The sequence below is a fragment of the Sinorhizobium sp. M4_45 genome (genome assembly GCF_002885915.1).
Lineage (GTDB): Bacteria > Pseudomonadota > Alphaproteobacteria > Rhizobiales > Rhizobiaceae > Sinorhizobium > Sinorhizobium meliloti_A.
This window is the reverse complement of sequence record NZ_NWVE01000003.1, coordinates 273,900-295,249: the sequence shown is the minus strand read 5'-3', so window position 1 is coordinate 295,249 and position 21,350 is coordinate 273,900. Positions and strand designations below refer to the sequence as shown.

Below are 21,350 nucleotides of genomic sequence, written 5' to 3'. Positions count from 1 at the left end.
CTCGCCAACCCTAAAGAGCCGGCATTCCGGCGGGTCGAAGCGAGCGCTTCTGAGCGGCGATGCGGAAGGGCGCGTTGGCTGCGCCGTAGCCGCGATAGCCGGCGCGCCGCTCGACAATTTCGAAGAAGAAGCCTTCTCCATAGGTCGGGCCGTAGATCTGGAAATACTCGCCGTCTTCATCGCGGTCATAGAGGATGCTCTCTTCCCTCAGTCGATCGACGAAGTCAGGTTCGAGCCCGAACCGCACCTCGATGTCGTCATAGTAGTTGCGCGAAATTGCCAATGGGCGAAAGCCGCTGCGGCGCATATGGTCGGCGGCTGCAAAGATATCGTCGGTGCGGAAGGCCACATGCTGGACACCCGAGCCAAAGCTCTCTGCTATGAAGTGGCCTGCCAGCGTGCGGTGGTTGTCCGCTCCGTTCAATGTCAGCCGGAGCGTCCCGCTCGCATTCTCCACGACCTGGCTGCGGATCAGACCGGCAGGATCGACGATATCGACCTCTGCCGATTTGTCGGCATCGAGGATAGACGTGTAGAAAAGCAGCCAGCTCGGGAGCTCCTCCGCCTGCATGGATTGCGCCACATGGTCGATGGCGACGAGGGGCGATGATCCCTGAGGCGCCTTTCCCGACCGGACGAACTCGCGCGACCAGACGTCGTCGGCCTCGTTCAGGAAATAGATCAAGCCGCCGCCGATGCCGCGGATTGCGGCCATCGCCCCCTCTTCTTCGTTTGCCTCGGGCCGGAATATTTCGGCCCCGAGCGCGCCCGAGCGTTCGACGGCGGCCGCGGCATCGGGCACTTTCAGGCCGATCGCATAGGCCGATGCCCCGTGCACCAGGTAGCTCGAATGAGCGAAGCCATGCTGCTCGGTGTTGATGACGATGTTTACGCCTCCACGATCGCGACCCTGGCGCCATAGCGCCACCGATTTCTCGCGATGTGAGGCAACCGCGTGAAAACCCATCGTTCCCAGAAGCGACCCGAGCGCCTCCGCCTCTGCCCGATCGGCGGTGAACTCCACGAATTCGACGCCCAGCACCTCGACGCGGTCGGGCATTGCCTCCGCGCTCTTCGCGACCGGTTCGCGCCGCTTCACCCGATCCATCAGATAGACCAGGGAACGATGTCCGTCGTCGGCGATCGCCCTGGGTGATCCGCCACGGAACTGGTCGTTGAAGATTTCCAGCGATAGGGCGCCGTCATAGCCGGTCGCGGCGACAGCCTGCATGAAATCGACGACCGGAAGATCGCCTTCGCCGGGCATGTTGCGGAAATGGCGGCTGAGATAAAGCAGATCCATGTCGATTCGCGGCGCGTCCGCGAGCTGAACGATGAAGATGCGGTCCCCCGGAATGGAGCGGATCGACCGCAGGTCGATATTGCGCGACAGGGTGTGGAAACTGTCGAGGATCAGCCCGATATTCGGGTGGTCCGCCCGCCGCACGATTTCCCAAGCATCCCGATGATCGTTGACGTGGCGGCCCCAGGCAAGCGCCTCGTAGCCGACGCGCAAGCCGCGCTTGGCCGCCCTCTCGCCCAGTTCCCGAAGGTCGTCGGCAGCGCGGTCGATGCCGCCCAATGCCAGCGGGGAAACGCTGGAACAGACGAGCATCAGTTCCGTTCCAAGCTCCTGCATCACGTCGAACTTGCGCTCCGCCCGGTCGAAAGCACGCGACCGGTGCGGTTCCGGCAGACCTTCGAAATCGCGGAACGGCTGAAAAAGCGTCACCTCCAGCCCGTGATCGCCGACCATGCGGCCGACCTCCGCCGGCGAGCCGTCGAAGGTCAGGAAATCGTTCTCGAATATCTCCACGCCATCGAAGCCTGACGCAGCGACGGCAGCGAGCTTCTCCGAAAGAGTGCCGCTGATCGAAACGGTCGCGATCGAGGTCTTCATGCCGATCTCCTCTCGCCGGCCTCGTCCTTTGCCGGTCCGCGTGGGAGGGCCGGCATGCTTGGAAAAAAGGCGAAGCGTCGAAGGATGATGGTCACTTCCTGTCTATACCGCAAATACCGTTTCTTTCGTCCTCCATACCCTGTTGTTATGTATCTCGGCCGCCGCGCGAACGGCGGGTCGATTCATCCATGACGCGGCGCAGCGTCGTGACCAGCCGCTCGGCATAGCTGGAGAGCGCGGCGTCGGCGCGATAGGCGACATAGGTCTGGAATTCCGTATCCTCGCTGATCGGAATGACGGCCATTTCCTGGTCGGCGATATGGCCCACGGTGAAGGCGTCGATGACCGCAATGCCGAGATTCCGCTTGACCAGCGCACAAACCGTCGTGCCGAAACGCGCCCTGATCGGGGTGCGATATTCGAGCTTCTCCCTCTCGAATATGCCCGCCATGATCGCCCCGTAGGGATCGCGCGGGTCGATACCGATGAGCGGATGCTCGGCGATCTCGCGGGCGGAAATTTCGGTCCGGCCGGCAATCGGATGCTCCCTGGCGGCGATGCAGACGAGGTGCCCTTTGGACAGGGGCTCGAACGTGATCGAGGGATGGGTGAGATGATAGCTCATCGCGACCAGCTCTCCCTTGCCGAGCAACAGGTAATCGATCGCCTCCTCTATCCTCAGAATATCGAAATTGATGCGGATGTCCGGGTAGAGCCGCATAAGCCCGGCGATGGCCTCCGGCATCATTGCATGCGCAATGCTCGGCACGGAGCCGAGCGCGAGTTCCACACCTCGTCCTCGCTCCAGCTGACGGATGGAAAATTGCAGGTCGTCGACCTTGCGATGGACCTCCTGGAGCTGTGCGAAGATGTCGCGCGCTTCGTCGGTCGGCACGTAACGCCCGGCCTTCTTGACGAAGAGCTTTATCCCCAGCGCGCTTTCGATATGCTTCATCGTCCGGCTGACCCCCGGCTGGGCGACATTCATCAGACGCGCCGCGCCGGCGATCGTGCCGGCGATCATCACCGCCCGGATCACTTCGATCTGGCGTAGCGTAAGCCCCATCGCACCCTCCCTGGCGGCTGCCTCACCGGCGGCAGTCGAGCAGAGCCGGTATCCGCGCGCAAGTAGCGTCCAGGGAGTTTGCGTGCGGCCTCAAAACGGCAGCCCCACATAGTTCTCCGCGAGCGCGGTCGCCGCCGCGCGCGAGTGGGTGAGATAATCGAGTTCCGCCTCCTGGATTCGCTGGTCGAAGTCGCTGGTCTCCGGAAAGCGGTGCAGCATCGTCGTCATCCACCAGGAGAAGCGCACCGCCTTCCAGACGCGGGCGAGTGCGCGGGCCGAATAGGCGTCGATGCCGGCATTCGAGCGGTCCCGATAGTATTCGAGCAATCCCTCGAACAGATAGTGCACGTCGCTCGCCGCAAGGTTCAGGCCCTTGGCGCCGGTCGGCGGAACTATATGGGCGGCGTCACCCGCCAAAAACAGCCGGTTGAACCGCATCGGCTCGGCGACGAAGGAGCGGAGCGGCGCGATGGACTTCTCGAAGGAGGGCCCCGTCACCACGCGCTCGGCGTGATGGGCGGGCAGGCGGCGGCGCAATTCGTCCCAGAAGCGCTGATCGTCCCAGTCCTCGAGCTTCTCCTCGAGCGGGCACTGGATGTAATAGCGGCTGCGCGTGTGCGAGCGCATCGAACAGAGCGCGAAGCCGCGCGGATGGTTGGCATAGACCAGTTCGTGATCGACCGGCGGCACGTCGGCAAGGATGCCAAGCCAGCCGAAGGGATAAATTTTCTCGAAATTGCGGATGGCCCTTTCCGGCAGGCAACGTCGGCTGACCCCGTGAAAGCCGTCGCAGCCGGCAATGAAGTCGCAGTCGATGCGCTGCGCAATCCCGTCCTTCTCATAGGCGACATGCGGTGTCCGCCCGTCGAAATCCCGCGGCATCACGTTCGCCGCTTCGTAAACCGAGAGCGCCCCGACCCGTTCCCGGTGGTCCATCAGATCGCGAGTGAGTTCCGTCTGCCCGTAGATCATCACCCTCCTTCCGCCGGTCAGGCCGAAGAGGTCGATGCGATGGTCGCGCCCGTCGAAGGCGAGCGAGAAGCCGTCATGGGGGAGGCCCTCGGCATGCATGCGGGCGCCGCAGCCCGCCTCCTCCATCAGCCGCACCGTGCCTTCCTCCAGAACGCCGGCGCGCACACGGCCGAGAATGTGATCCTTGGTCGCGCGATCGAGGATCACATTGGCAATCCCCGCTCCCGTCAGCAATTGCCCGAGCAGGAGCCCGGAAGGCCCGGAGCCGATAATGACGACCTGAGTGCGCATGATTGTCCTCCCACTTCCCCCGGGAAATTGCAGCTGGCCCGCTGGAATCGGCACGCGAATTCTTTCAGCTATCGTACATCGCCGGCGGCTCGGCTGTAGCGCTTTGATCTGCTGCATGCTTTTTTCCTTCAATCGCGATACGATCGAAGGAAACATGCAGGGGAGAGCAGTCGTGGCCGACGAAACACAGGCGCCGGAAACCAAGTTGACTTCCACGAAGCGCCGCTGGGCGGCCGACGGCAAGTTTCTCACCGGCCGCATTGCCCGTCCGGAGACGGATCGCCTGCCGCCCGGTCAGCATCTCGTCAGGGACTGGCCGGTTCTCGACCTCGGGCAGCAGCCGCACCTGACCCACGAGACGTGGCGGCTCGACGTCACCGGCCTCGTCGAGAACCCGCTCTCGCTCGACTGGAACGCCTTCCAGGCGTTGCCTCACAGCGACAGCCTCTCCGACATCCATTGCGTAACGACCTGGTCGCGCTATGACAACAATTGGCGTGGCGTATCCACGCGCGATCTTCTCGATCGCGTCATGCCGAAGCCGGAGGCCGCCTTTGTCATGCTGACGAGCTTTGACGGCTACACCACCAACCTGCCGCTCGCCGACTTTGCCGCCGAGGATGCGATCCTCGCGACCGCCTGGGAGGGCGCGCCGATTACGCGGGCCCATGGCGGGCCGGTGCGCCTGGTGGTCCCGCATCTCTATTTCTGGAAAAGCGCCAAATGGCTGCAGCGCATCGATTTCCGCGCAGCCGATTCGGCAGGTTTCTGGGAGCGGAACGGCTACCACATGCGGGGCGATCCCTGGCTCGAGGAGCGCTATTCCGGCGATTGACGCCAGCGCGGGATGAGTGTGGTTTTCCGTCCGGGATTGCGGAAAAGCATTAGAGAGTGTCCGCGATTCGGAGAAAAACGGAAATGCTCTGACGCTCTCGTCTTCGACTGCAACTCGTGATTTTTGATGCTACAGTCCCCGGTTGAGGGGGCGGTAACGCATCCCCGCGCCGAACTTGAAGCCAACATTCCTGTCCGGGAGGAAAGCATGCGCAGTCCCTGCCTGAAATCCCTGTCCATTACCCTGATCGTCGCGCTGAGTACGTTCTCACCGCGGCCGGCCCCGGCGGCCTCGCCAGAGCCGGTCAAGGCCGAGCACGGCATGGTCGTGACCGCCCAGCATCTTGCATCCGACATCGGCGTCGAGGTCCTGAAGAAGGGCGGCAATGCGATCGATGCGGCGGTTGCGGTCGGCTATGCCCTCGCCGTTGTCTACCCGACGGCCGGCAACATTGGCGGCGGCGGCTTCATGACCATCCGCTTCAAGGACGGCAAGACGACCTTCCTCGATTTTCGCGAGCGCGCGCCTCTCGCCGCCACCAAGACCATGTATCTCGACGACAAGGGCGATCTCGTCGAGGGATTGAGCACCGAAGGCTATCTCGCAGTCGGCGTGCCCGGACCGGTCATGGGGTTCGAGTTCGCCCGCAGCCGTTACGGCACAAGGCCGCTGAAGGAGTTGATCGATCCGGCGATCAAGCTCGCGCGCGAGGGCTTCGTGCTCGAACAGGGTGACATCGAGTCTTTCGACGGCGAGACCGAGCGGCTCGCCAGGGATCCGGCGGCCGCCGCCATCTTCCTGAAGCCGGACGGCAAGCCTTTTGCGGCCGGTGACCGGCTGGTCCAGACCGATCTTGCCGTTTCGCTTTCGAGCATCGCCGAAAAAGGCACGGACGCCTTCTATAAGGGCGCGATCGCCGACGCGATCGTCAAGGCGAGCACGGATAAGGGCGGCATTCTCGCCAAGGAGGATTTCGAGCGCTATCAGGTTCGCGAGCTCGAGCCGGTCAAGTGCAACTACCGCGGCTATGACATCGTCTCCTCGCCGCCGCCATCGTCAGGCGGATTGATCATCTGCGAGATTCTCAACATCCTCGAGGGCTACCCGCTCTCCTATCTCGGTTACGGCTCGGCCGAGACCGTGCATGCGATGATCGAGGCGATGCGCCATGCCTATGTCGATCGCAACACCGCGCTCGGCGATCCGGCCTTTGTCGAAAACCCGGTCGCAAAGCTCGTCGACAAGAGCTACGCGAAAGAAATCCGCGCCAAGATCGACCCCTTCAAGGCCGGCGTTTCCCAGGAGCTGATGCCGGCGGGCTTTACCGAAAGCAAGGAGACGACCCATTATTCCATCATCGACGACGAGGGGAATGCGGTTGCGGTGACCTACACGCTGAACGGCTCCTTCGGCGCGGGCGTCGTCGCGCCCGGCACGGGTATCCTCCTCAACAACGAGATGGACGATTTCACCGCCAAGCCGGGCACCCCCAATCTCTATGGCCTCGTGCAAGGCGAGGCGAATGCGATCGAAGCCGGCAAGACGCCGCTTTCATCGATGAGCCCTACGATCATCTCGAAAGACGGCAAGCCCTTCATGGTGATCGGCAGCCCCGGCGGCGCCCGCATCATCACCATCACGCTGGAAGCGATCATCAACGTGATCGACCACGGCATGAACATCCAGGAGGCCGTCGACGCGCCGCGCGTCCACCACCAGTGGCTTCCGGACAAGGTCTTCATGGAGCCCTATGCTCTCTCGCCCGATACGCGCAAACTGCTTTCCGCCATGGGCCATGACGTTCAGGTCGACGAGAACTGGATGATCTGGGGTCAGGCAGCGGGCATCCTCGTCGGCGGCGAGAACGTTGCCGAGATCGAGGCGGGCGGCGGCGCCCGCTACAACGGCGCCGTCGACAGCCGCATCGGCGCAGGTGCGGCGCGAGGATATTGAAGGCAACGGCTAAAGCGGGATGAGGAAAAATGCGTGCGGTTTTCCGCTCCCATCCCGCTCGTAGCCGGTCAATGGACAAAACATGCAGCAGCTCAAAGGGCTACAGTGACCTTTGCTCGTCTCATAAGACGCGCGGCGCTGCAGGAAACTTTTCGGAGGGCTGCAATCTCTCCTCATCCTCATCTCTGTGCTTGTCACAGAGATCCAGCAGCGCCGCGTCTGCGGCGCGGAAGAGCCTTTCCCGCCCAAGGACTTGGGCTGGCTGGATTCCTGTGACAAGCACAGGAATGAGGGACCGGGGATATGTCACGCAATGAAAGGTTACGTCTACATTCTCGCATCGAAGCGAAGCGGAACGCTATATACGGGCGGGACCCGCGCCGCCTCGCCATCTTCACGGTCTATGAAGCGCGCCGAGGAACCGCACCCTCTCCACCCTCGCCCCTGTGCTCGTCACAGGAATGAGGAATCAAACAACCCGCCGCGGGTATCCGATCTCAACAGGCCTTAGCGCAACACAAGCCGCAATGCGGCTTGTGTTTCCCTGAGCAGAGGCAGAAAGCGCTCGGCCATCTCGCGGGCCGGCACATGGGCGGCGGATGCACCGATGTTCACGGCCGCGAGCACCTGCCCGCGATCATTGGCGACCGGTACCGCGATCGAGCAGAGGCCGAGCTCCAGTTCCTGGTCGATAATCGCATAGCCCTCGTCGCGAACCCGCCGCAATTCCGCCACCAGCTCTTCCGGGTCGGTTCTCGTCAGCGGTGTGTTCGCCTTCAAGTCGGAACGTCCGAGTATTTCGCGTGCCTCGGTCTCGGGTAGTGCGGCCAGCAACACCCGCCCCATCGAGGCGCAATAGGCGGGAAGACGCGAGCCGGGCGTCAGGTTGATCGACATCACCCGGCGCTGCGACGCGCGTGCCACATAGACGATCTCGGTCCCGTCGAGCACCGAGGCGGAAGCGCTCTGCCCGGCTTTTTCCGCGAGCTGGTCCAGGTAAGGCTGGACAATGGCCGGCAGCGGCGTCGCCGAAAGATAGGCATGGCCGAGCCTCAGGATCTTCGGTGTGAGCGTGAAGAACTTGCCGTCGTAATTGGCATAACCAAGCTGCGACAGCGTCAGCAGGGATCGCCTGACGGTCGCCCGGTCGAGCCCGGTGATCTTCGCGGCGTCGGCGATCGAAAGCCGCGGCTGCGCCTCGCCGAAGGCTTCGATCACCCTCAGACCGCGCGCAAAGCCGCTGACGAAATCCGTTTCCCGCATCGTGTCTCCCGCCGGTTTCTGGCCTGCGATTTTGTGCGACATACGAACAAATGTCAAATTTCGCACAAAAGAAATTGACGCCTGGGAGGAACAGGCGCTTATTCGGGTCGAACATCACTGGAGGAAAACGATGGCGCGGATAGTCTCTCTCGCCGAGGCGGTGGCGGAGAATGTCAGGGATGGCGATACGGTGGCGATGGAAGGCTTCACGCACCTGATCCCCTATGCCGCGGGACACGAGGTGATTCGCCAGGGCCGGAAGGACCTGCTCCTCGTGCGCATGACGCCCGACATCCTCTACGACCAACTGATCGGCGTCGGTGCGGCGCGGGGCATGAAGTTTTCCTGGGGCGGCAATCCGGGCGTCGGCTCGCTGCACCGCTTCCGCGATGCGGTCGAGAACCAATGGCCGCGGCCGATCGAGATCGAGGAACATTCGCATGCGGCCATGGCCAATGCTTATGAGGCGGGTGCCGCGAACCTGCCTTTTGCGGCCTTCCGCGGCTATATCGGCGCCGACCTGTCCAAGGTGAACCTCAATATCAGAAGCGTGACCTGCCCCTTCACCGGCGAGGTGCTCGCCGCGGTGCCTGCAATCCGCCCGGACGTCACGATCATCCATGCCCAACGCGCCGACCGCAAGGGCAACGTCCTGATCGAGGGCATCGTCGGCGTGCAGAAGGAAGCGGTGCTCGCCGCCAGGCGCTCGATCGTAACGGTCGAGGAGATCGTCGACGAACTCGACCCACCCTCCCCCAATTCGGTGGTGCTGCCGGAGTGGGCGGTGACCGCCGTCGCGCATGTGCCGGGGGGCGCCTTCCCGTCCTATGCGCATGGTTACTATCCCCGCTCCAACGCCTTCTACATCCGTTGGGACGAGATTGCGCGCGAACGCGAGACCTTCAACGCATGGATCAGGGAGAACGTCCTTGCCGCCAAACCCGAGGACTTCGCCCGCCACGCCGCGAAGACAGCGGCCAAGGTTGCTTGAGGGGAAAGCGAAGAATGACTGATTTCACCCCCATAGAGATGATGACGGTCGCCGCGGCGCGCGCGCTTTCCAACGACGACGTCTGCTTCGTCGGCATCGGCGCGCCGTCCGCCGCCTGCAATGTGGCGCGGCTGACGCATGCGCCGGATATCACGCTGATCTATGAGAGCGGCACCGTCGGTACCAGGCCCGACGTGCTGCCGCTCTCGATCGGCGACGGAGAGCTTTGCGATACCGCGCTTTTCACCGTCTCGGTGCCGGAAATGTTCCGCTACTGGCTCCAGGGCGGCCGGATAACCACGGGCTTTCTCGGCGGCGCCCAGATCGATCGTTTCGCCAATCTCAACACCACCGTCGTCGGCCCCTATGACCATCCCAAGGTGCGCCTGCCGGGAGGCGGCGGCGCGCCGGAAATCGCCTCCAATTGCGGCCGCATCTTCATCACCATGGCGCTGACGAAGCGCAGCTTCGTGGAGAGGCTGCCCTTCGTAACCTCAATGGGGCACGGCGAAGGCGGCAATCATCGGGAGCGGCTTGGATTGACGACCAGCGGCCCGACCCGCGTCGTCACCGATCTCTGCATTCTGGAACCGGATCCGGAGACGAAGGAATTGACCGTCGTTTCCATGCACCCCGGCGTCACCCGGGATCAGATCGCCGGAAATTGCGGCTGGCCGATCAAGTTCGCGGAGAACGTCATCGAAACACCGGCACCGACCGAGACCGAGCTTGTCGTTCTGCGCGACATCAACGCCCGCACCAAAAAAGCCCACGAGGCCGCGGGAAGGGAGGCCACCTGATGCGCGAAGCCTATATCTGCGACTATATCCGCACTCCGATCGGCCGCTTCGGCGGCTCGCTCGCGTCGGTGCGCGCCGACGACCTCGGCGCCATTGCGCTGAAGGCGCTGATGGACCGCAACAGGTCGGTCGACTGGGAAGCGGTCGATGACGTGATCTTCGGCTGCGCCAACCAGGCGGGCGAGGACAACCGCAACGTCGCGCGCATGTCGCTGCTACTTGCGGGGCTGCCCGTCGCCGTTCCCGGCACGACGATCAACCGGCTCTGCGGATCCGGCATGGATGCGGTGCTTGCGGCCGCGCGGGCGATCAAATGCGGCGAGGCCGAACTGATGATCGCCGGCGGGGTCGAATCCATGTCGCGGGCGCCTTTCGTGCTGCCGAAGGCCGAGAGCGCCTTTTCGCGCAATGCCGAAATTCACGACACGACGATCGGCTGGCGCTTCGTCAATCCGCTGATGAAGGCACAATATGGGGTCGACTCAATGCCGGAGACCGGCGAGAACGTCGCCGAAGACTATAAGGTCTCGCGCGAGGACCAGGACGCTTTCGCCCTGCGCAGCCAGGCAAAGGCCGCGGCCGCCCAGACGAGCGGCCGCCTTGCGAGCGAGATCGTCGCCGTCACCATCCCCCAAAGGAAAGGCGAACCCGTCGTCGTCGACCGCGACGAGCATCCGCGCGCCACGACGATCGAGGCGCTCGCCAAGCTCAAGGCTCCCTTCCGGGAGGGCGGCACCGTCACCGCCGGCAACGCTTCGGGCGTCAATGACGGCGCTGGGGCGCTCATCATCGCCTCGGAGGAGGCTGCCAGAAAATATGGGCTGCGACCCCTGGCCCGCATCCTCGGCGGCGCTTCGGCAGGCGTGCCGCCGCGCATCATGGGCATGGGACCGGTGCCCGCCTCGCAGAGGCTCATGACACGGCTCGGCGTGACGCAGGATCGGTTCGACGTCATCGAACTCAACGAGGCTTTTGCCAGCCAGGCACTTGCGGTCCTGCGCGCGCTGGGAATCGCCGACGACGATCCCCGCGTCAACCGCAACGGCGGCGCCATCGCACTCGGCCATCCGCTCGGCATGTCGGGTGCGCGCATCACCGGAACGGCAGCGCTGGAGCTCGCGGAAACGAGTGGCCGCACCGCGCTTGCCACCATGTGCATCGGCGTCGGCCAGGGCATCGCGGTGGCGCTGGAGCGGGTGTAGTTATCGTGTAATGCGAAATCCCGCCGGCGCTTCGACGGAAGAAGTCTCCTCGCTTGCGACGTCGGCGACGGAAGCGCCGGGCGGCCCTTTCCAGAAATGATCCAGCATTCTGCTCACGGCGCCGTCCGGCCCGGCGATGAGGGCGGTCACCGAGCCGTCGCTCTCGTTGCGAACCCAGCCGTCAAGGCCGAGCCTTTCGGCCTCCTCGCGTGTCCAGTCGCGAAAGCACACGCCCTGTACCCGTCCGGTAATTCTGACCAAAGCGGCCCTGCGGTCCTTCGTCATGGCGTTGGCCTCCTTTCCGCTTCGAATCTGGCGCATATGGCGGCTAAGGCAAGCGTCTTCCTGACGCCTCCGGTGCGGCACCTCGGCCTTTCTTTTATCAGACGGAAAAAATTTCACTTTCGGTCTTGAAGATGCTGCACTGCAGCATTATTATGTAACTGTCGATGGAACACTCCTCCTCCCAGTTCCATCGCGGGATCGGCAACCCTCCTCCTCCCAGTTGCCGGTCAGGATCGAAAGCCCGGCGCACCTCCTCCCGCGCCGGGCTTTCTCTTTCAGCCGAGGCGTCGAGCCAGCGCGATCCCGAATTCCGTTATCCCTGCAAGACTAGACCGCGGTAAGATACGAAACATGGCCGGCACATAGCTGGGAACATTTCCGGAGATGGGGCATCCAATATCCGAGAAGGAGCCCGACCATGCCTATCGCTGAAACCGAGCTTTGCCTGAATGCGCCGCCACCTGCGCAGGACCTCTCCCGTTTCCGCGCGATCATGCAGGCACATAACCGCAAGCTTTACCGGATCGCCCGGAGCATCCTGCGCAACGACAGCGATGCGGAAGACGTGCTGCAGGAGGCCTATGTCCGTGCCTTCACGCGCTTTGAGGGTTTTCGCGGCGATGCGGCGATCACGACCTGGCTCGCCCGGATCGTCATCAACGAGGCGCTCGGCCGCCTGCGGAAAAAACGGCGGCTGATGAAACTTGCCGAGGATATGCGGCAGTCGCAAGAGGCGGAGATCATCGCCTTTCCCCTCAACTCAGGCATCGGCGATCCGGAAAAGACGATGGCACAGCGACAAATCCTCGACCTCGTCGAAAGGCTGACGGACGATCTCCCGGACACCTACCGCACCGTATTCGTGCTGCGCGTCATCGAAGGGCTCGACAACGACGAGGCGGCCGCCCTGCTTGGTCTCAAGCCTGAAACGGCACGCACAAGGCTGCACCGGGCGCGCCGCATCCTGAAAGAGCAGTTGGAGCGGCAGATCGGCCCGGTTCTGCTGGATGCCTTTCCCTTCGCGGGAAAGCGCTGCGAGCGTCTGACCGAGTCCGTTCTTGCCCGCATTTCGCCTCGGTCGCCGGAAACAGACGGAAAATAGCGGGAACGCTTCGAGCCGCGAAGCATCCAAAGCGTGGCGTTCAAACACGCTTTGATCTTCGAGGAAAGGAACATCCCATGACCATCAGACTGACGACCGCAACGGCCGTGATCGCCCTCCTTTTCGGCACCGGCGGGGCACTCGGCAACGACAAGCCGACCGACCCGCAGATCGCCCATATCGCCTACACTGCCGGCGTGCTCGATATCGAAGCCGCCAAACAGGCGATCGCGACGTCGAAGAACGAGACCGTCGTCGAATTCGCCGAGAGCATGCTGCGCGACCACGAGTCGGTTAACAAGCAAGCCCTCGATCTGGTCAAGAAGCTCAACGTCACGCCTGAGGACAACGATACGAGCAAGACCCTCTCGCAAGCGGCCGAGGCGAAGCGGCAGGAGCTTGCGAAGCTCAAGGGCGAGGAATTCGACAAGGCCTATATCGCGCATGAGGTCGCCTACCACAAGCAGGTCAACGGCGCGCTGGAAACGCTGCTGATACCGTCGGCTCAGAATGCAGAACTCAAATCGCTGCTCGAGACCGGGCTTAAGCTGTTCCAGGGACATCAGCAGCATGCCGAACACGTCGCGGCCGAATTGAAGTGAGACCGCGATGTTCATGGCGCGAGCGGCAACTGTCTTATTTTCGATGGGAGCGGCCGTCGTGGCCAGTCCTTCTCAGGCCGAAACCATTCGTGTGACGATCGATCGCCTCGTCTACCTGCCCGTGGAGATCGAGGCGAAGGTGGGCGACGAGGTCGAGTGGATCAACAAGGATGCGCTCGTCCACACGGCGACCGTCAAAGGGGGCGCGGACGTGCTTCTGCCGGCGAAGAAATCCGGCCGGCTGGTGCTTCAGGAGGCGGGCAGCTTCGATTATATCTGCCGCTACCATCCCAACATGAAGGGCCACATCACCGTGCGGCCGTGACCCGCAGCTCCCTCCCGCCCGTAGGCGGAGGGAGCTGAAGCAACCGACAACTCAGTCCAGATCGTCGCTTTCCGGCTTCGGCGCATTGTCGCGGTTGCCGTAGATGATCTCGCGCTTGCCGACATGGTTCGCCGGGCCGACGAGACCGTCCTTCTCCATCCGTTCGACCAGCGAGGCGGCGCGGTTATAGCCGATGCCGAGGCGGCGCTGGATATAGGAGGTCGAGCACTTCTTGTCCCGCAGCACCACTTTCACCGCCTGATCGTAGAGCTCGTTGCCGTCTTCGGCGGCGATCGCGCTCTTGTCGAACACGGCGCCCTGATCCTCCTCGACCTCTTCCTCCTCTTCGTCCGCCGTCACCGTCTCGAGATATTCCGGACGCCCCTGCGTCTTCAGATGCGCGACCACATGCTCGACTTCCTGATCGGAAACGAACGGACCGTGGACGCGGGCAATGCGGCCGCCGCCGGCCATGTGCAGCATGTCGCCCATGCCGAGGAGCTGTTCGGCCCCCTGCTCGCCGAGGATGGTGCGGCTGTCGATCTTTGAGGTCACCTGGAAGGAGATGCGGGTCGGGAAGTTCGCCTTGATCGTGCCGGTGATGACGTCGACCGAGGGACGCTGGGTCGCCATGATCAGGTGGATGCCGGCAGCACGCGCCATCTGCGCAAGCCGCTGGATCGCCCCTTCGATCTCCTTGCCGGCAACCATCATCAGGTCGGCCATCTCGTCGACGATGACGACGATATAGGGCATCGGCGAAAGGTCCATTTCCTGCTGCTCGAAGAGCGGCTCGCCGGTGCCCTTCTCGAAACCGGTCTGCACCGTCGCGAGGATCGGCTCGCCTTTTTCCCGCGCGGCCGCCGCGCGCTGGTTGTAGCCGTCGATGTTGCGCACACCGAGCCGCGACATCTTGCGATAGCGGTCCTCCATCTCGCGCACCGCCCATTTCAACGCCATTACGGCCTTCTTCGGATCCGTGACGACGGGGGTCAGCAGATGCGGGATGCCGTCATAGACGGAGAGTTCGAGCATCTTCGGATCCACCATGATGAGCCGGCATTCTTCCGGCTTCAACCGGTAGAGCAGCGACAGGATCATGGTGTTGATCGCCACCGATTTGCCCGAGCCGGTGGTGCCGGCGACGAGCAGATGCGGCATCTTTGCGAGTTCGGCGATCACCGGTTCGCCGCCGATCGTCTTGCCGAGGCAGAGCGCCAGCTTGCAGCCGGTCTTCTGGAAATCGCCGGATTCGATCAGCTCGCGGAAATAGACGGTTTCGCGCGTGGCATTCGGCAGCTCGATGCCGATGACGTTGCGGCCGGGCACCACCGCGACGCGGGCAGAGAGCGCCGACATCGAGCGGGCGATATCGTCGGCCAAACCGATGACGCGCGAGGACTTGACGCCCGGCGCGGGCTCGAATTCGTAAAGGGTGACGACAGGGCCGGGGCGGACATGGATGATCTCGCCCTTGACGCCGAAATCCTCGAGCACGCTTTCGAGCAGTCCGGCATTCTGCTCGAGCTGCTCCTGCGTCATGAAGAAACCCTGGCCTTGCGGCGGCTCCTGCAGAAGTTCCTTCGAAGGAAACTCGTAGGCGTCGCCGCCCTGCAGCGGCTCGATGGCGCCGATGGGCGGCAGAGACGGCGAAGAACGCTGTATCACGGCCGGCATGGTGATCGCCGCCCTGGTCACCGGCGCTTCGGGAGCCGGTTCGCTTGCGGGCACGACGGCGGGCACGATGGCGGGCGCGACGGGGTCGGCCGGTGCCGGAGCGGGTGCTTCGGCTATAACCGGGGCGGCTGTCTCGACGACGGCCGGGTCAGCGGCAAGAGCCTGCGGCGCTGCCGGAGCCGGTTCGGCAGCGGCGGGCTCGGGCCGCCGGCATTCCACCACACGGAACATCGAGCTTATCGCCGTGGGCGGCTGCGGCCGGATTTCGACAGGCGTCGCGGCGGCGATCTTTGGTGGCGAGACCTTCGGCGCGGCTGCGACCGGCGCGCGAAGGTGCGCGGCTTCCTTCAGAGGTTCCGCGGCAGCCGGCGGAACAGCCGCCGCTTCGAGCGGCATGAACTCGAAAAACGCAAAATCGGACAGATAGGCCAGATGCGCTTCTGCCTGCCGGGGCACATCCTCCTCCACTCCGGCACTCCGGGGCGCAAGGTTCGCAACGGGCAGTGCATGCGGAACCACAGGCACCTCGTCCGCTACCGGCAGCGCCGATGGTGTTTCAGGAGTGGCGGGCTCTTCCTCCGTCACGGCCGCGCTTTCGGTGGTTGCCGGTTCGGTGGTGCTCGCTTCCGGCGCCGGCGAGCGTGCAGCGCTCCAGGAGGGCAGCTGCTGCGTCAGCACCCGCAGGAGCTCGGACGGACTGTAGGACGGCAGTTCCGTTTCGACCACCGACGGAGCGGAGTCGGCCGGTACCACGGCCATCACCGTTTCGGCATCGGACGCTTCCGCCGCAGCTTCGTCGGCCTCAGCCCGGGTTTCTTCGGGCGCCGGCGGGTGACGCTTCATGAGTTCGCGCTCGGGCGTGCGCGTGAAGCGCACGTTCGGCGACAGGAAGAAATGGCTCTCCCAGCTCGGCTCGCCGGATAGGCCGGTGATCTCGGCAAGCGTGGGAAGCGGATCGCGCGTAGAGACGGTAACCTCGGCCGGAGCATAGGCGGAGCCATGACCGTAGAGGCGCGCGGCGCGTCCCGCATAGCCTGTCTCCTGGTCCCGATGGCCGGGCGCGCGCCGCGGCGCTTCCGGTGCTTCGAACAGATGGTCGTGAGCGGCCGCCTCAGGCGCCGAAGCGTCCGCGGAACCTTGCGCAACCGGATGCGGGTCCTCGAAATCAACCGCGTGATTTGCGTCATACAAAGCTGCAGGCGAGAAATTTGTCCGGGGAATGCGCATGGCCTGAAAACTCGAAATTCATCATCGAAGGGGCTGCCCTACGGAATAGGAAATGAAGGTTAACAACTTCCTTCCGGGAGCCTCGCCGGCAGGGCGCCGGGCCGCCTTGAAAACCCTCCCGAGTGCTGTTCCGTGCTCGCGGTGCAAGGCTTTCCCGCGCTTTGACGATGCAATTCCGTTCCGTTCAATTTCTGTTTCAGCTGTGGAAAATTTCCGATCCGCGGGCTCTGCATTTACAATCATGGAGCAGCGAACGCCTGCCGCCGTTCCGAAGGCCCGGAGCGGGTATGCGTCCGCGATCAGGCCATAGTGAAGAAAGGCACGTCACATGAGCGACAATCCCGCACTTCAAGGCTCCTTGGCCCTCATCGGCCGCCTGCTTCTCGCCGCCATGTTTATTCTTTCCGGCTTCGGGAAACTGGGCGATCCATCCGGCACGATCGGCTACATCGCCTCGGCGGGGCTGCCCCTGCCTCCGGTCGCCTATGCGATTGCTCTTGTCGTGGAGATCGGCGCAGGCATCCTCCTCGTCCTCGGCTATCAGGCGCGGTGGGTGGCGCTGATCCTTGCAGCCTTCACCCTGGCCTCGGCGATCGGCTTTCACACCGACTTTGCCGACCAGAACCAGATGATCCACTTCATGAAGAACCTGGCGATCACCGGCGGCTTCCTTCAGATCGCCGCCTTCGGCGCGGGTGCCTTCAGCCTGGACGGCCGGGTCGGCCGCGCCAACCGAGAAATGGGTTGACGCGAATCAGAGGATGAATCATTCCTCTAACGGAATAGACCGCATATTTCGCATTTCGGCGTAGCTAAGCGATTGCTCTGTCAGGAAATGCGGCAGGCGCATCTGCACGGCGGCGGGGCGCCATGCGGGCACGAGGAGTTTAGACCATGGATATGATGACGGCAGCGGCGACGGCAGGCGCGAGCGGCGGGGCATTGCGCAAACCGGCAGACGAGGCGATCGCCGCCGACGCGCGGGCGCTTTCCGAACAGCTGAAGGCGATGCGAGACCGGCTCTTTGCGCCGACAGCGAGGAAGACGCTCCGGAGCTTCACCTCCGGCGAGGCAGCCAAGCTCATCGGGGTTTCCGACGGATACTTGCGCCAGCTGTCGCTGGCTGGCGAGGGACCGCAGCCCGACACCGGCGCCGGCGGACGACGCTCCTATTCGCTCTGCGATATCAACGCGTTGCGTCGACATCTGGCCGAACAGGCGATTGCCAAAGGCAATGACGCCAAGGCGCGCGGTTATCTCAAATGGCGCGATGCCGCGAGAAGCGAGCATCTGCAAGTGATCTCGGTCACCAACTTCAAGGGCGGCTCCGGCAAGACGACCTCATCGGTCCATCTCGCACAATATCTCGCTCTGACCGGGCACCGGGTGCTCGCGGTCGACCTCGACCCACAGGCGTCGCTTTCGGCGCTGTTCGGCTACCAGCCGGAACTGGACCTGACCGGCAACGACACGCTCTACGGCGCAATCCGTTACGACGCCGAGGCGCGGCCACTGAAGGACATCATCCGCAAGACCTATTTCGACGGGCTCGACCTGGTGCCGGGCAACCTCGAACTGCAGGAGTTCGAACACACGACGCCGCAGGCGCTCAGTGCGCGGCAAAGCGGTGCCGATGCGGGGCCGCTCTTCTTCGCACGGGTGCAGGCGGCGCTGGCAAGCGTCGCCGACGACTACGACGTCGTCGTCATCGACTGCCCGCCGCAGCTCGGCTACCTGACGCTCTCGGCGCTCTGCGCTTCGACATCGGTCATCGTCACCGTGCATCCGCAGATGCTCGACGTCGCATCTATGAACCAGTTCCTCTACATGACTTCGGACCTGCTCAGCGTCGTGCGCGAGGCCGGCGGCGAGCTCAATTTCGATTTCCTGCGCTATCTCGTCACCCGCTTCGAGCCGAATGACGGACCGCAGGCGCAGATTGTCGGCTTCATGCGCTCGCTCTTCGGCGACCGGGTGCTGACCTCCGCCATGGTAAAATCGACCGCGATCTCGGATGCAGGTCTCACCAAGCAGACGCTCTACGAGGTGGGCCGGGAGAATTTCACCCGCGCGACCTATGACCGCGCGATCGAATCGCTGAACGCGGTCAACGGCGAGATCGAGGCTCTCATTCACACGGCATGGGGGCGCTGAGTCATGGCTGGCAACAACCGGAAAAACGAATTGCGAGCGCTGTTTTCGGGAAGCGCGCCTGCCGGCGATCAGCAAGCCCCCGCCGAAGCGGCGCCGGCCGAGTTGACACCTGTCAACGCCAGGCCCGCCGCCCCGCTCGATGCGCCCCGTGCGGCTTCCGGCGCAGTGAAGGCCATGGGGCTTTCTCTCGGCAGCATCACCCGCGAGGCCGAGGAAGCACGGGTGCTCAGGGAGGCGTTGACCCAGGGAGAACGCGTCGTTTCGCTCGATCCGGCTCTGGTCGAAAGCTCCTTCGTCGAGGATCGGCTGACCGATGGCGAGGTAGACGATGCGGATTTCCTCGCGCTCGTCGAGAGCATTCGCGAGAATGGCCAGCAATCGCCGATCCTCGTGCGGCCGCACCCGGAAAAGCGGGGCCATTACCAGACCGCCTACGGCCACCGGCGCCTGAAGGCGGTGCGCCGCCTCGAGCTTCAGGTCAAGGCGATCGTCCGGACGCTGACCGATGACGAGCTCGTGCTTGCCCAAGGCAAGGAAAATGCCGAACGGCGCAACCTTTCCTTCATCGAACGGGCGCTTTTCGCCGCTGCGCTCGTAGCGCGCGGCTTCGACCGCAAGGTGATCGGCGATGCGCTTGCGGTGCAGAAAAGCGAGCTTTCGCGCCTCCTGCAGGTGGCCGACGGCGTGCCGCACGAAGTCGCCCGCGCCATCGGCCCGGCGCCAAAGGCCGGGCGCGAGCGCTGGATGGCGATTGGGACGCTGCTTGAAAGGCAAGAGGCGCGCGCCAGAGCCCAGGACGAGATCGCTTCGCCACGCTTCCGCGCCGTCGATTCAGACCAGCGCTTTCAGCTCGTCTTCAATCGTCTGTCGCAAAGCGACAAGCCGGAACCGGAAAAGCCGGAGGAACTGAAGGACGCGGCAGGGCGGGTCTTCGCTCGGCTGAAGCGCGACGGGAAAGCGCCGAGGATCGAGTTCCTCCCGGGCACCCATCCGGCCGTCGTCCAGGAAGCCGTGTCGATGCTCGCCAAGTGGCATGCCTCCTTCGTCGAGAACCAGAAGACTTAGCCCGCCATGGTGGCGCGCATGGGGACGAGGCGATCGACAAGCCGCGGCGGGTATCCGGATATCAACAGGCCCTAGAGCGACGCAGCTCGACCGCAACGATGACCAGATCGGGCATCGCCACGGTCGTGAGCGGTGGCTTTATAAGCGTGCCGATCGAGATCCCGCCGAAACCGGCGATGGCGACGGAACGGAATGCATCGGATGGCTGAAGCGGTCGGCAAAGGCCTCGATGGAGCCGCGCCCGAAGCGTCTCAAGCGCCGCCGCACCAGAATGGACATGACCCGGGCGGCGGTCGAGAAGGTCATTGCGTCCAGCGGTCCGGCGCCGCTCCAGGGCTTCGTCAGCCGATCGGTGACTATACCGATCATATTGGCCGGCATGAGGTCCGTGCAGGGTCTCATCCATTCGAAAACGGCACTGACCGGAAGCACCTTGTCCTCGAAGGAAACGATGGGTTCGGGCATGCCCTCCTCCCAATCGTCATAGGCTTCGAGGGCGTCCTTGAAGAGCGTCTGGAGCGTAATGGGGGCGTGCCCTTCGTGAAGGGCGGGCAGGAAATTCGTCATTAGGGTCTCCTCCGATTGGATAGGCCGGAAACGCGAAATGGCCAATTCTGTCAGCGGGATGTGATTGCGAAACTCGCCACGGCACCATGCTTCGTCCGGAGACATGGAACGCGCCGTGACACTTTGAACTGCTGCATTGGCTAACCCTTCAACCGGTTCCGGTCGAAGAACCACGCAGGAGCAATCATCGAACATGCATGTGCAGTATGGGTCAAAGCGCTTGAGCGGGCAAACGCAATCCACAAAAGAAGTGGATTTTTCTGCCGCCCGCAGGCGCACCTGAGATCAGACGACCGGCGCAAACCATTGACTTTGATGACTAATTTCGGGTCTGTGGAAAACCGCGCGCAGGCTCGCCATGCGGCTTCAAACGGTTAAATGCCGGCGCGCTTGCGGCGTGTCGAGCGTCTCCGGCGGCCCCTCATGCACGAAAGCCCCGCGGTCCATGATATAGACGTGGTCGGCAAGCTCACGACAGAAATCGAGATATTGCTCCACGAGCAGGATCGCCATGCCGGTCGAATCCCGCAAATATTTGATTGCGCGGCCGATGTCCTTGATGATCGACGGCTGGATACCCTCGGTCGGCTCGTCCAGCACCAGGATTTTCGGGCGTGTCACGAGCGCGCGGGCGATCGCAAGCTGCTGCTGCTGGCCGCCCGAAAGGTCGCCGCCCCGCCGGCCGAGCATCGTCTGAAGCACCGGAAACAGGCTGAAGATATCGTCGGGGATCGAGCGTTGAGCCCGCCTCAGCGGAGCGAAGCCGGTTTCGAGATTCTCCTTCACCGTCAGCAGGGGAAATATCTCGCGGCCCTGCGGCACGTAGCCGACGCCCTGCTTGGCGCGTCGGAAGGGCGCCATGCCGTCGAGCGGCGTGCCGTTGAAAGAGATCGTGCCGCTCGTCACCGCATGCTGGCCGGTGACGGCCCTGAGCAGGCTCGACTTGCCGACGCCGTTGCGGCCGAGCACGCAGGTGATCTTGCCCATCTCCGCCTTGAACGAGACGTCGCGAAGCGCCTGGGCGGCGCCGTAATGCAGGCTGACGTTTTCGACGTTCAGCATCGGTTCAATTC

19 protein-coding genes are annotated in these 21,350 nt (G+C 63.7%); 11 read left to right on the top strand and 8 right to left on the bottom strand.

Annotated features, from left to right (window positions below; translation table 11 throughout):
* Positions 1–10: 10 nt before the first annotated feature.
* The 3 genes from CN933_RS11635 to pobA form a co-directional block, all read right to left on the bottom strand.
* The gene (locus CN933_RS11635) at positions 11–1,900 is read right to left on the bottom strand and encodes a bifunctional sugar phosphate isomerase/epimerase/4-hydroxyphenylpyruvate dioxygenase family protein (RefSeq protein ID WP_102761589.1); all 1,890 of its coding nucleotides are present in this window, start codon (positions 1,898–1,900) and stop codon (positions 11–13) included.
* A 145-nt stretch (positions 1,901–2,045) separates the two neighbouring features.
* Complete coding sequence (locus CN933_RS11630; RefSeq protein ID WP_102761588.1) at positions 2,046–2,966, bottom strand: LysR family transcriptional regulator; 921 nt, start codon at positions 2,964–2,966, stop codon at positions 2,046–2,048.
* A 90-nt stretch (positions 2,967–3,056) separates the two neighbouring features.
* A complete protein-coding gene (gene pobA / locus CN933_RS11625) occupies positions 3,057–4,229 on the bottom strand; it encodes a 4-hydroxybenzoate 3-monooxygenase (protein ID WP_102761587.1) in 1,173 nt (390 codons plus the stop codon).
* Positions 4,230–4,383: 154 nt separating this feature from the next.
* Here pobA and CN933_RS11620 point away from each other — a divergent pair, with 154 nt between their 5' ends.
* Together CN933_RS11620 and ggt are read left to right on the top strand one after the other, a co-directional pair.
* A complete protein-coding gene (locus CN933_RS11620) occupies positions 4,384–5,064 on the top strand; it encodes a sulfite oxidase-like oxidoreductase (RefSeq protein WP_419183643.1) in 681 nt (226 codons plus the stop codon).
* Positions 5,065–5,271: 207 nt separating this feature from the next.
* Positions 5,272–7,017, top strand: coding sequence for a gamma-glutamyltransferase (gene ggt / locus CN933_RS11615; RefSeq protein WP_102761586.1), 1,746 nt, complete (start codon positions 5,272–5,274; stop codon positions 7,015–7,017).
* 507 nt (positions 7,018–7,524) lie between these two features.
* Here ggt and CN933_RS11600 read toward each other — a convergent pair.
* Complete coding sequence (locus CN933_RS11600) at positions 7,525–8,280, bottom strand: IclR family transcriptional regulator (RefSeq protein WP_102761758.1); 756 nt, start codon at positions 8,278–8,280, stop codon at positions 7,525–7,527.
* A 130-nt stretch (positions 8,281–8,410) separates the two neighbouring features.
* On the opposite strand from CN933_RS11600, the gene CN933_RS11595 reads away from it, so the two are divergent.
* Genes CN933_RS11595 through pcaF form a run of 3 tightly spaced genes read left to right on the top strand, consistent with a single transcriptional unit; the run spans position 8,411 to position 11,273 of the window.
* A complete protein-coding gene (locus tag CN933_RS11595) occupies positions 8,411–9,271 on the top strand; it encodes a CoA transferase subunit A (RefSeq protein WP_102761585.1) in 861 nt (286 codons plus the stop codon).
* A gap of 14 nt (positions 9,272–9,285) precedes the next feature.
* Positions 9,286–10,071 carry a CoA-transferase subunit beta gene (locus CN933_RS11590; RefSeq protein ID WP_018096129.1) on the top strand — a complete coding sequence of 262 codons (786 nt, stop codon included), beginning with the start codon at positions 9,286–9,288 and terminating at the stop codon, positions 10,069–10,071.
* Positions 10,071–11,273, top strand: a complete 1,203-nt coding sequence (pcaF, locus tag CN933_RS11585) for a 3-oxoadipyl-CoA thiolase (protein ID WP_102761584.1) — start codon at positions 10,071–10,073, stop codon at positions 11,271–11,273. Before CN933_RS11590 ends, pcaF begins: the two co-directional genes overlap by 1 nt.
* Here pcaF and CN933_RS11580 read toward each other — a convergent pair whose 3' ends face one another.
* Entirely contained in the window at positions 11,274–11,558 is a 285-nt protein-coding gene (locus CN933_RS11580; protein WP_348627601.1) for an acylphosphatase, read from the bottom strand.
* Between the two features lie 418 nt (positions 11,559–11,976).
* Between CN933_RS11580 and CN933_RS11575 the strand changes: the two genes are divergently transcribed.
* The 3 genes from CN933_RS11575 to CN933_RS11565 all read left to right on the top strand — a co-directional run bounded on the left by CN933_RS11575 (position 11,977) and on the right by CN933_RS11565 (position 13,587).
* Positions 11,977–12,660: an RNA polymerase sigma factor gene (locus tag CN933_RS11575; RefSeq protein ID WP_018096126.1), complete on the top strand. Its 684-nt coding sequence runs from the start codon at positions 11,977–11,979 to the stop codon at positions 12,658–12,660.
* A gap of 77 nt (positions 12,661–12,737) precedes the next feature.
* Positions 12,738–13,262, top strand: coding sequence for a DUF4142 domain-containing protein (locus tag CN933_RS11570; RefSeq protein WP_100671196.1), 525 nt, complete (start codon positions 12,738–12,740; stop codon positions 13,260–13,262).
* Positions 13,263–13,269: 7 nt separating this feature from the next.
* Entirely contained in the window at positions 13,270–13,587 is a 318-nt protein-coding gene (locus tag CN933_RS11565; RefSeq protein WP_102761582.1) for a cupredoxin domain-containing protein, read from the top strand.
* 51 nt (positions 13,588–13,638) lie between these two features.
* Here CN933_RS11565 and CN933_RS11560 read toward each other — a convergent pair whose 3' ends face one another.
* A complete protein-coding gene (locus CN933_RS11560; RefSeq protein ID WP_102761581.1) occupies positions 13,639–16,491 on the bottom strand; it encodes an FtsK/SpoIIIE domain-containing protein in 2,853 nt (950 codons plus the stop codon).
* A gap of 328 nt (positions 16,492–16,819) precedes the next feature.
* Between CN933_RS11560 and CN933_RS11555 the strand changes: the two genes are divergently transcribed.
* From CN933_RS11555 to repB, 3 genes are all read left to right on the top strand, one after another.
* A complete protein-coding gene (locus CN933_RS11555; RefSeq protein WP_018096122.1) occupies positions 16,820–17,239 on the top strand; it encodes a DoxX family protein in 420 nt (139 codons plus the stop codon).
* Positions 17,240–17,385: 146 nt separating this feature from the next.
* Positions 17,386–18,645, top strand: a complete 1,260-nt coding sequence (repA, locus tag CN933_RS11550) for a plasmid partitioning protein RepA (RefSeq protein WP_018096121.1) — start codon at positions 17,386–17,388, stop codon at positions 18,643–18,645.
* A gap of 3 nt (positions 18,646–18,648) precedes the next feature.
* Positions 18,649–19,710: a plasmid partitioning protein RepB gene (gene repB, locus CN933_RS11545; RefSeq protein WP_018096120.1), complete on the top strand. Its 1,062-nt coding sequence runs from the start codon at positions 18,649–18,651 to the stop codon at positions 19,708–19,710.
* A 138-nt stretch (positions 19,711–19,848) separates the two neighbouring features.
* Here the strand turns inward: repB and CN933_RS11540 are convergent, their stop codons facing one another.
* Both CN933_RS11540 and urtE read right to left on the bottom strand, forming a co-directional pair.
* Complete coding sequence (locus CN933_RS11540; RefSeq protein ID WP_018096119.1) at positions 19,849–20,277, bottom strand: BRA0787 family protein; 429 nt, start codon at positions 20,275–20,277, stop codon at positions 19,849–19,851.
* A gap of 366 nt (positions 20,278–20,643) precedes the next feature.
* Positions 20,644–21,339, bottom strand: coding sequence for an urea ABC transporter ATP-binding subunit UrtE (urtE, locus tag CN933_RS11535; protein ID WP_100671186.1), 696 nt, complete (start codon positions 21,337–21,339; stop codon positions 20,644–20,646).
* Positions 21,340–21,350: the final 11 nt, after the last annotated feature.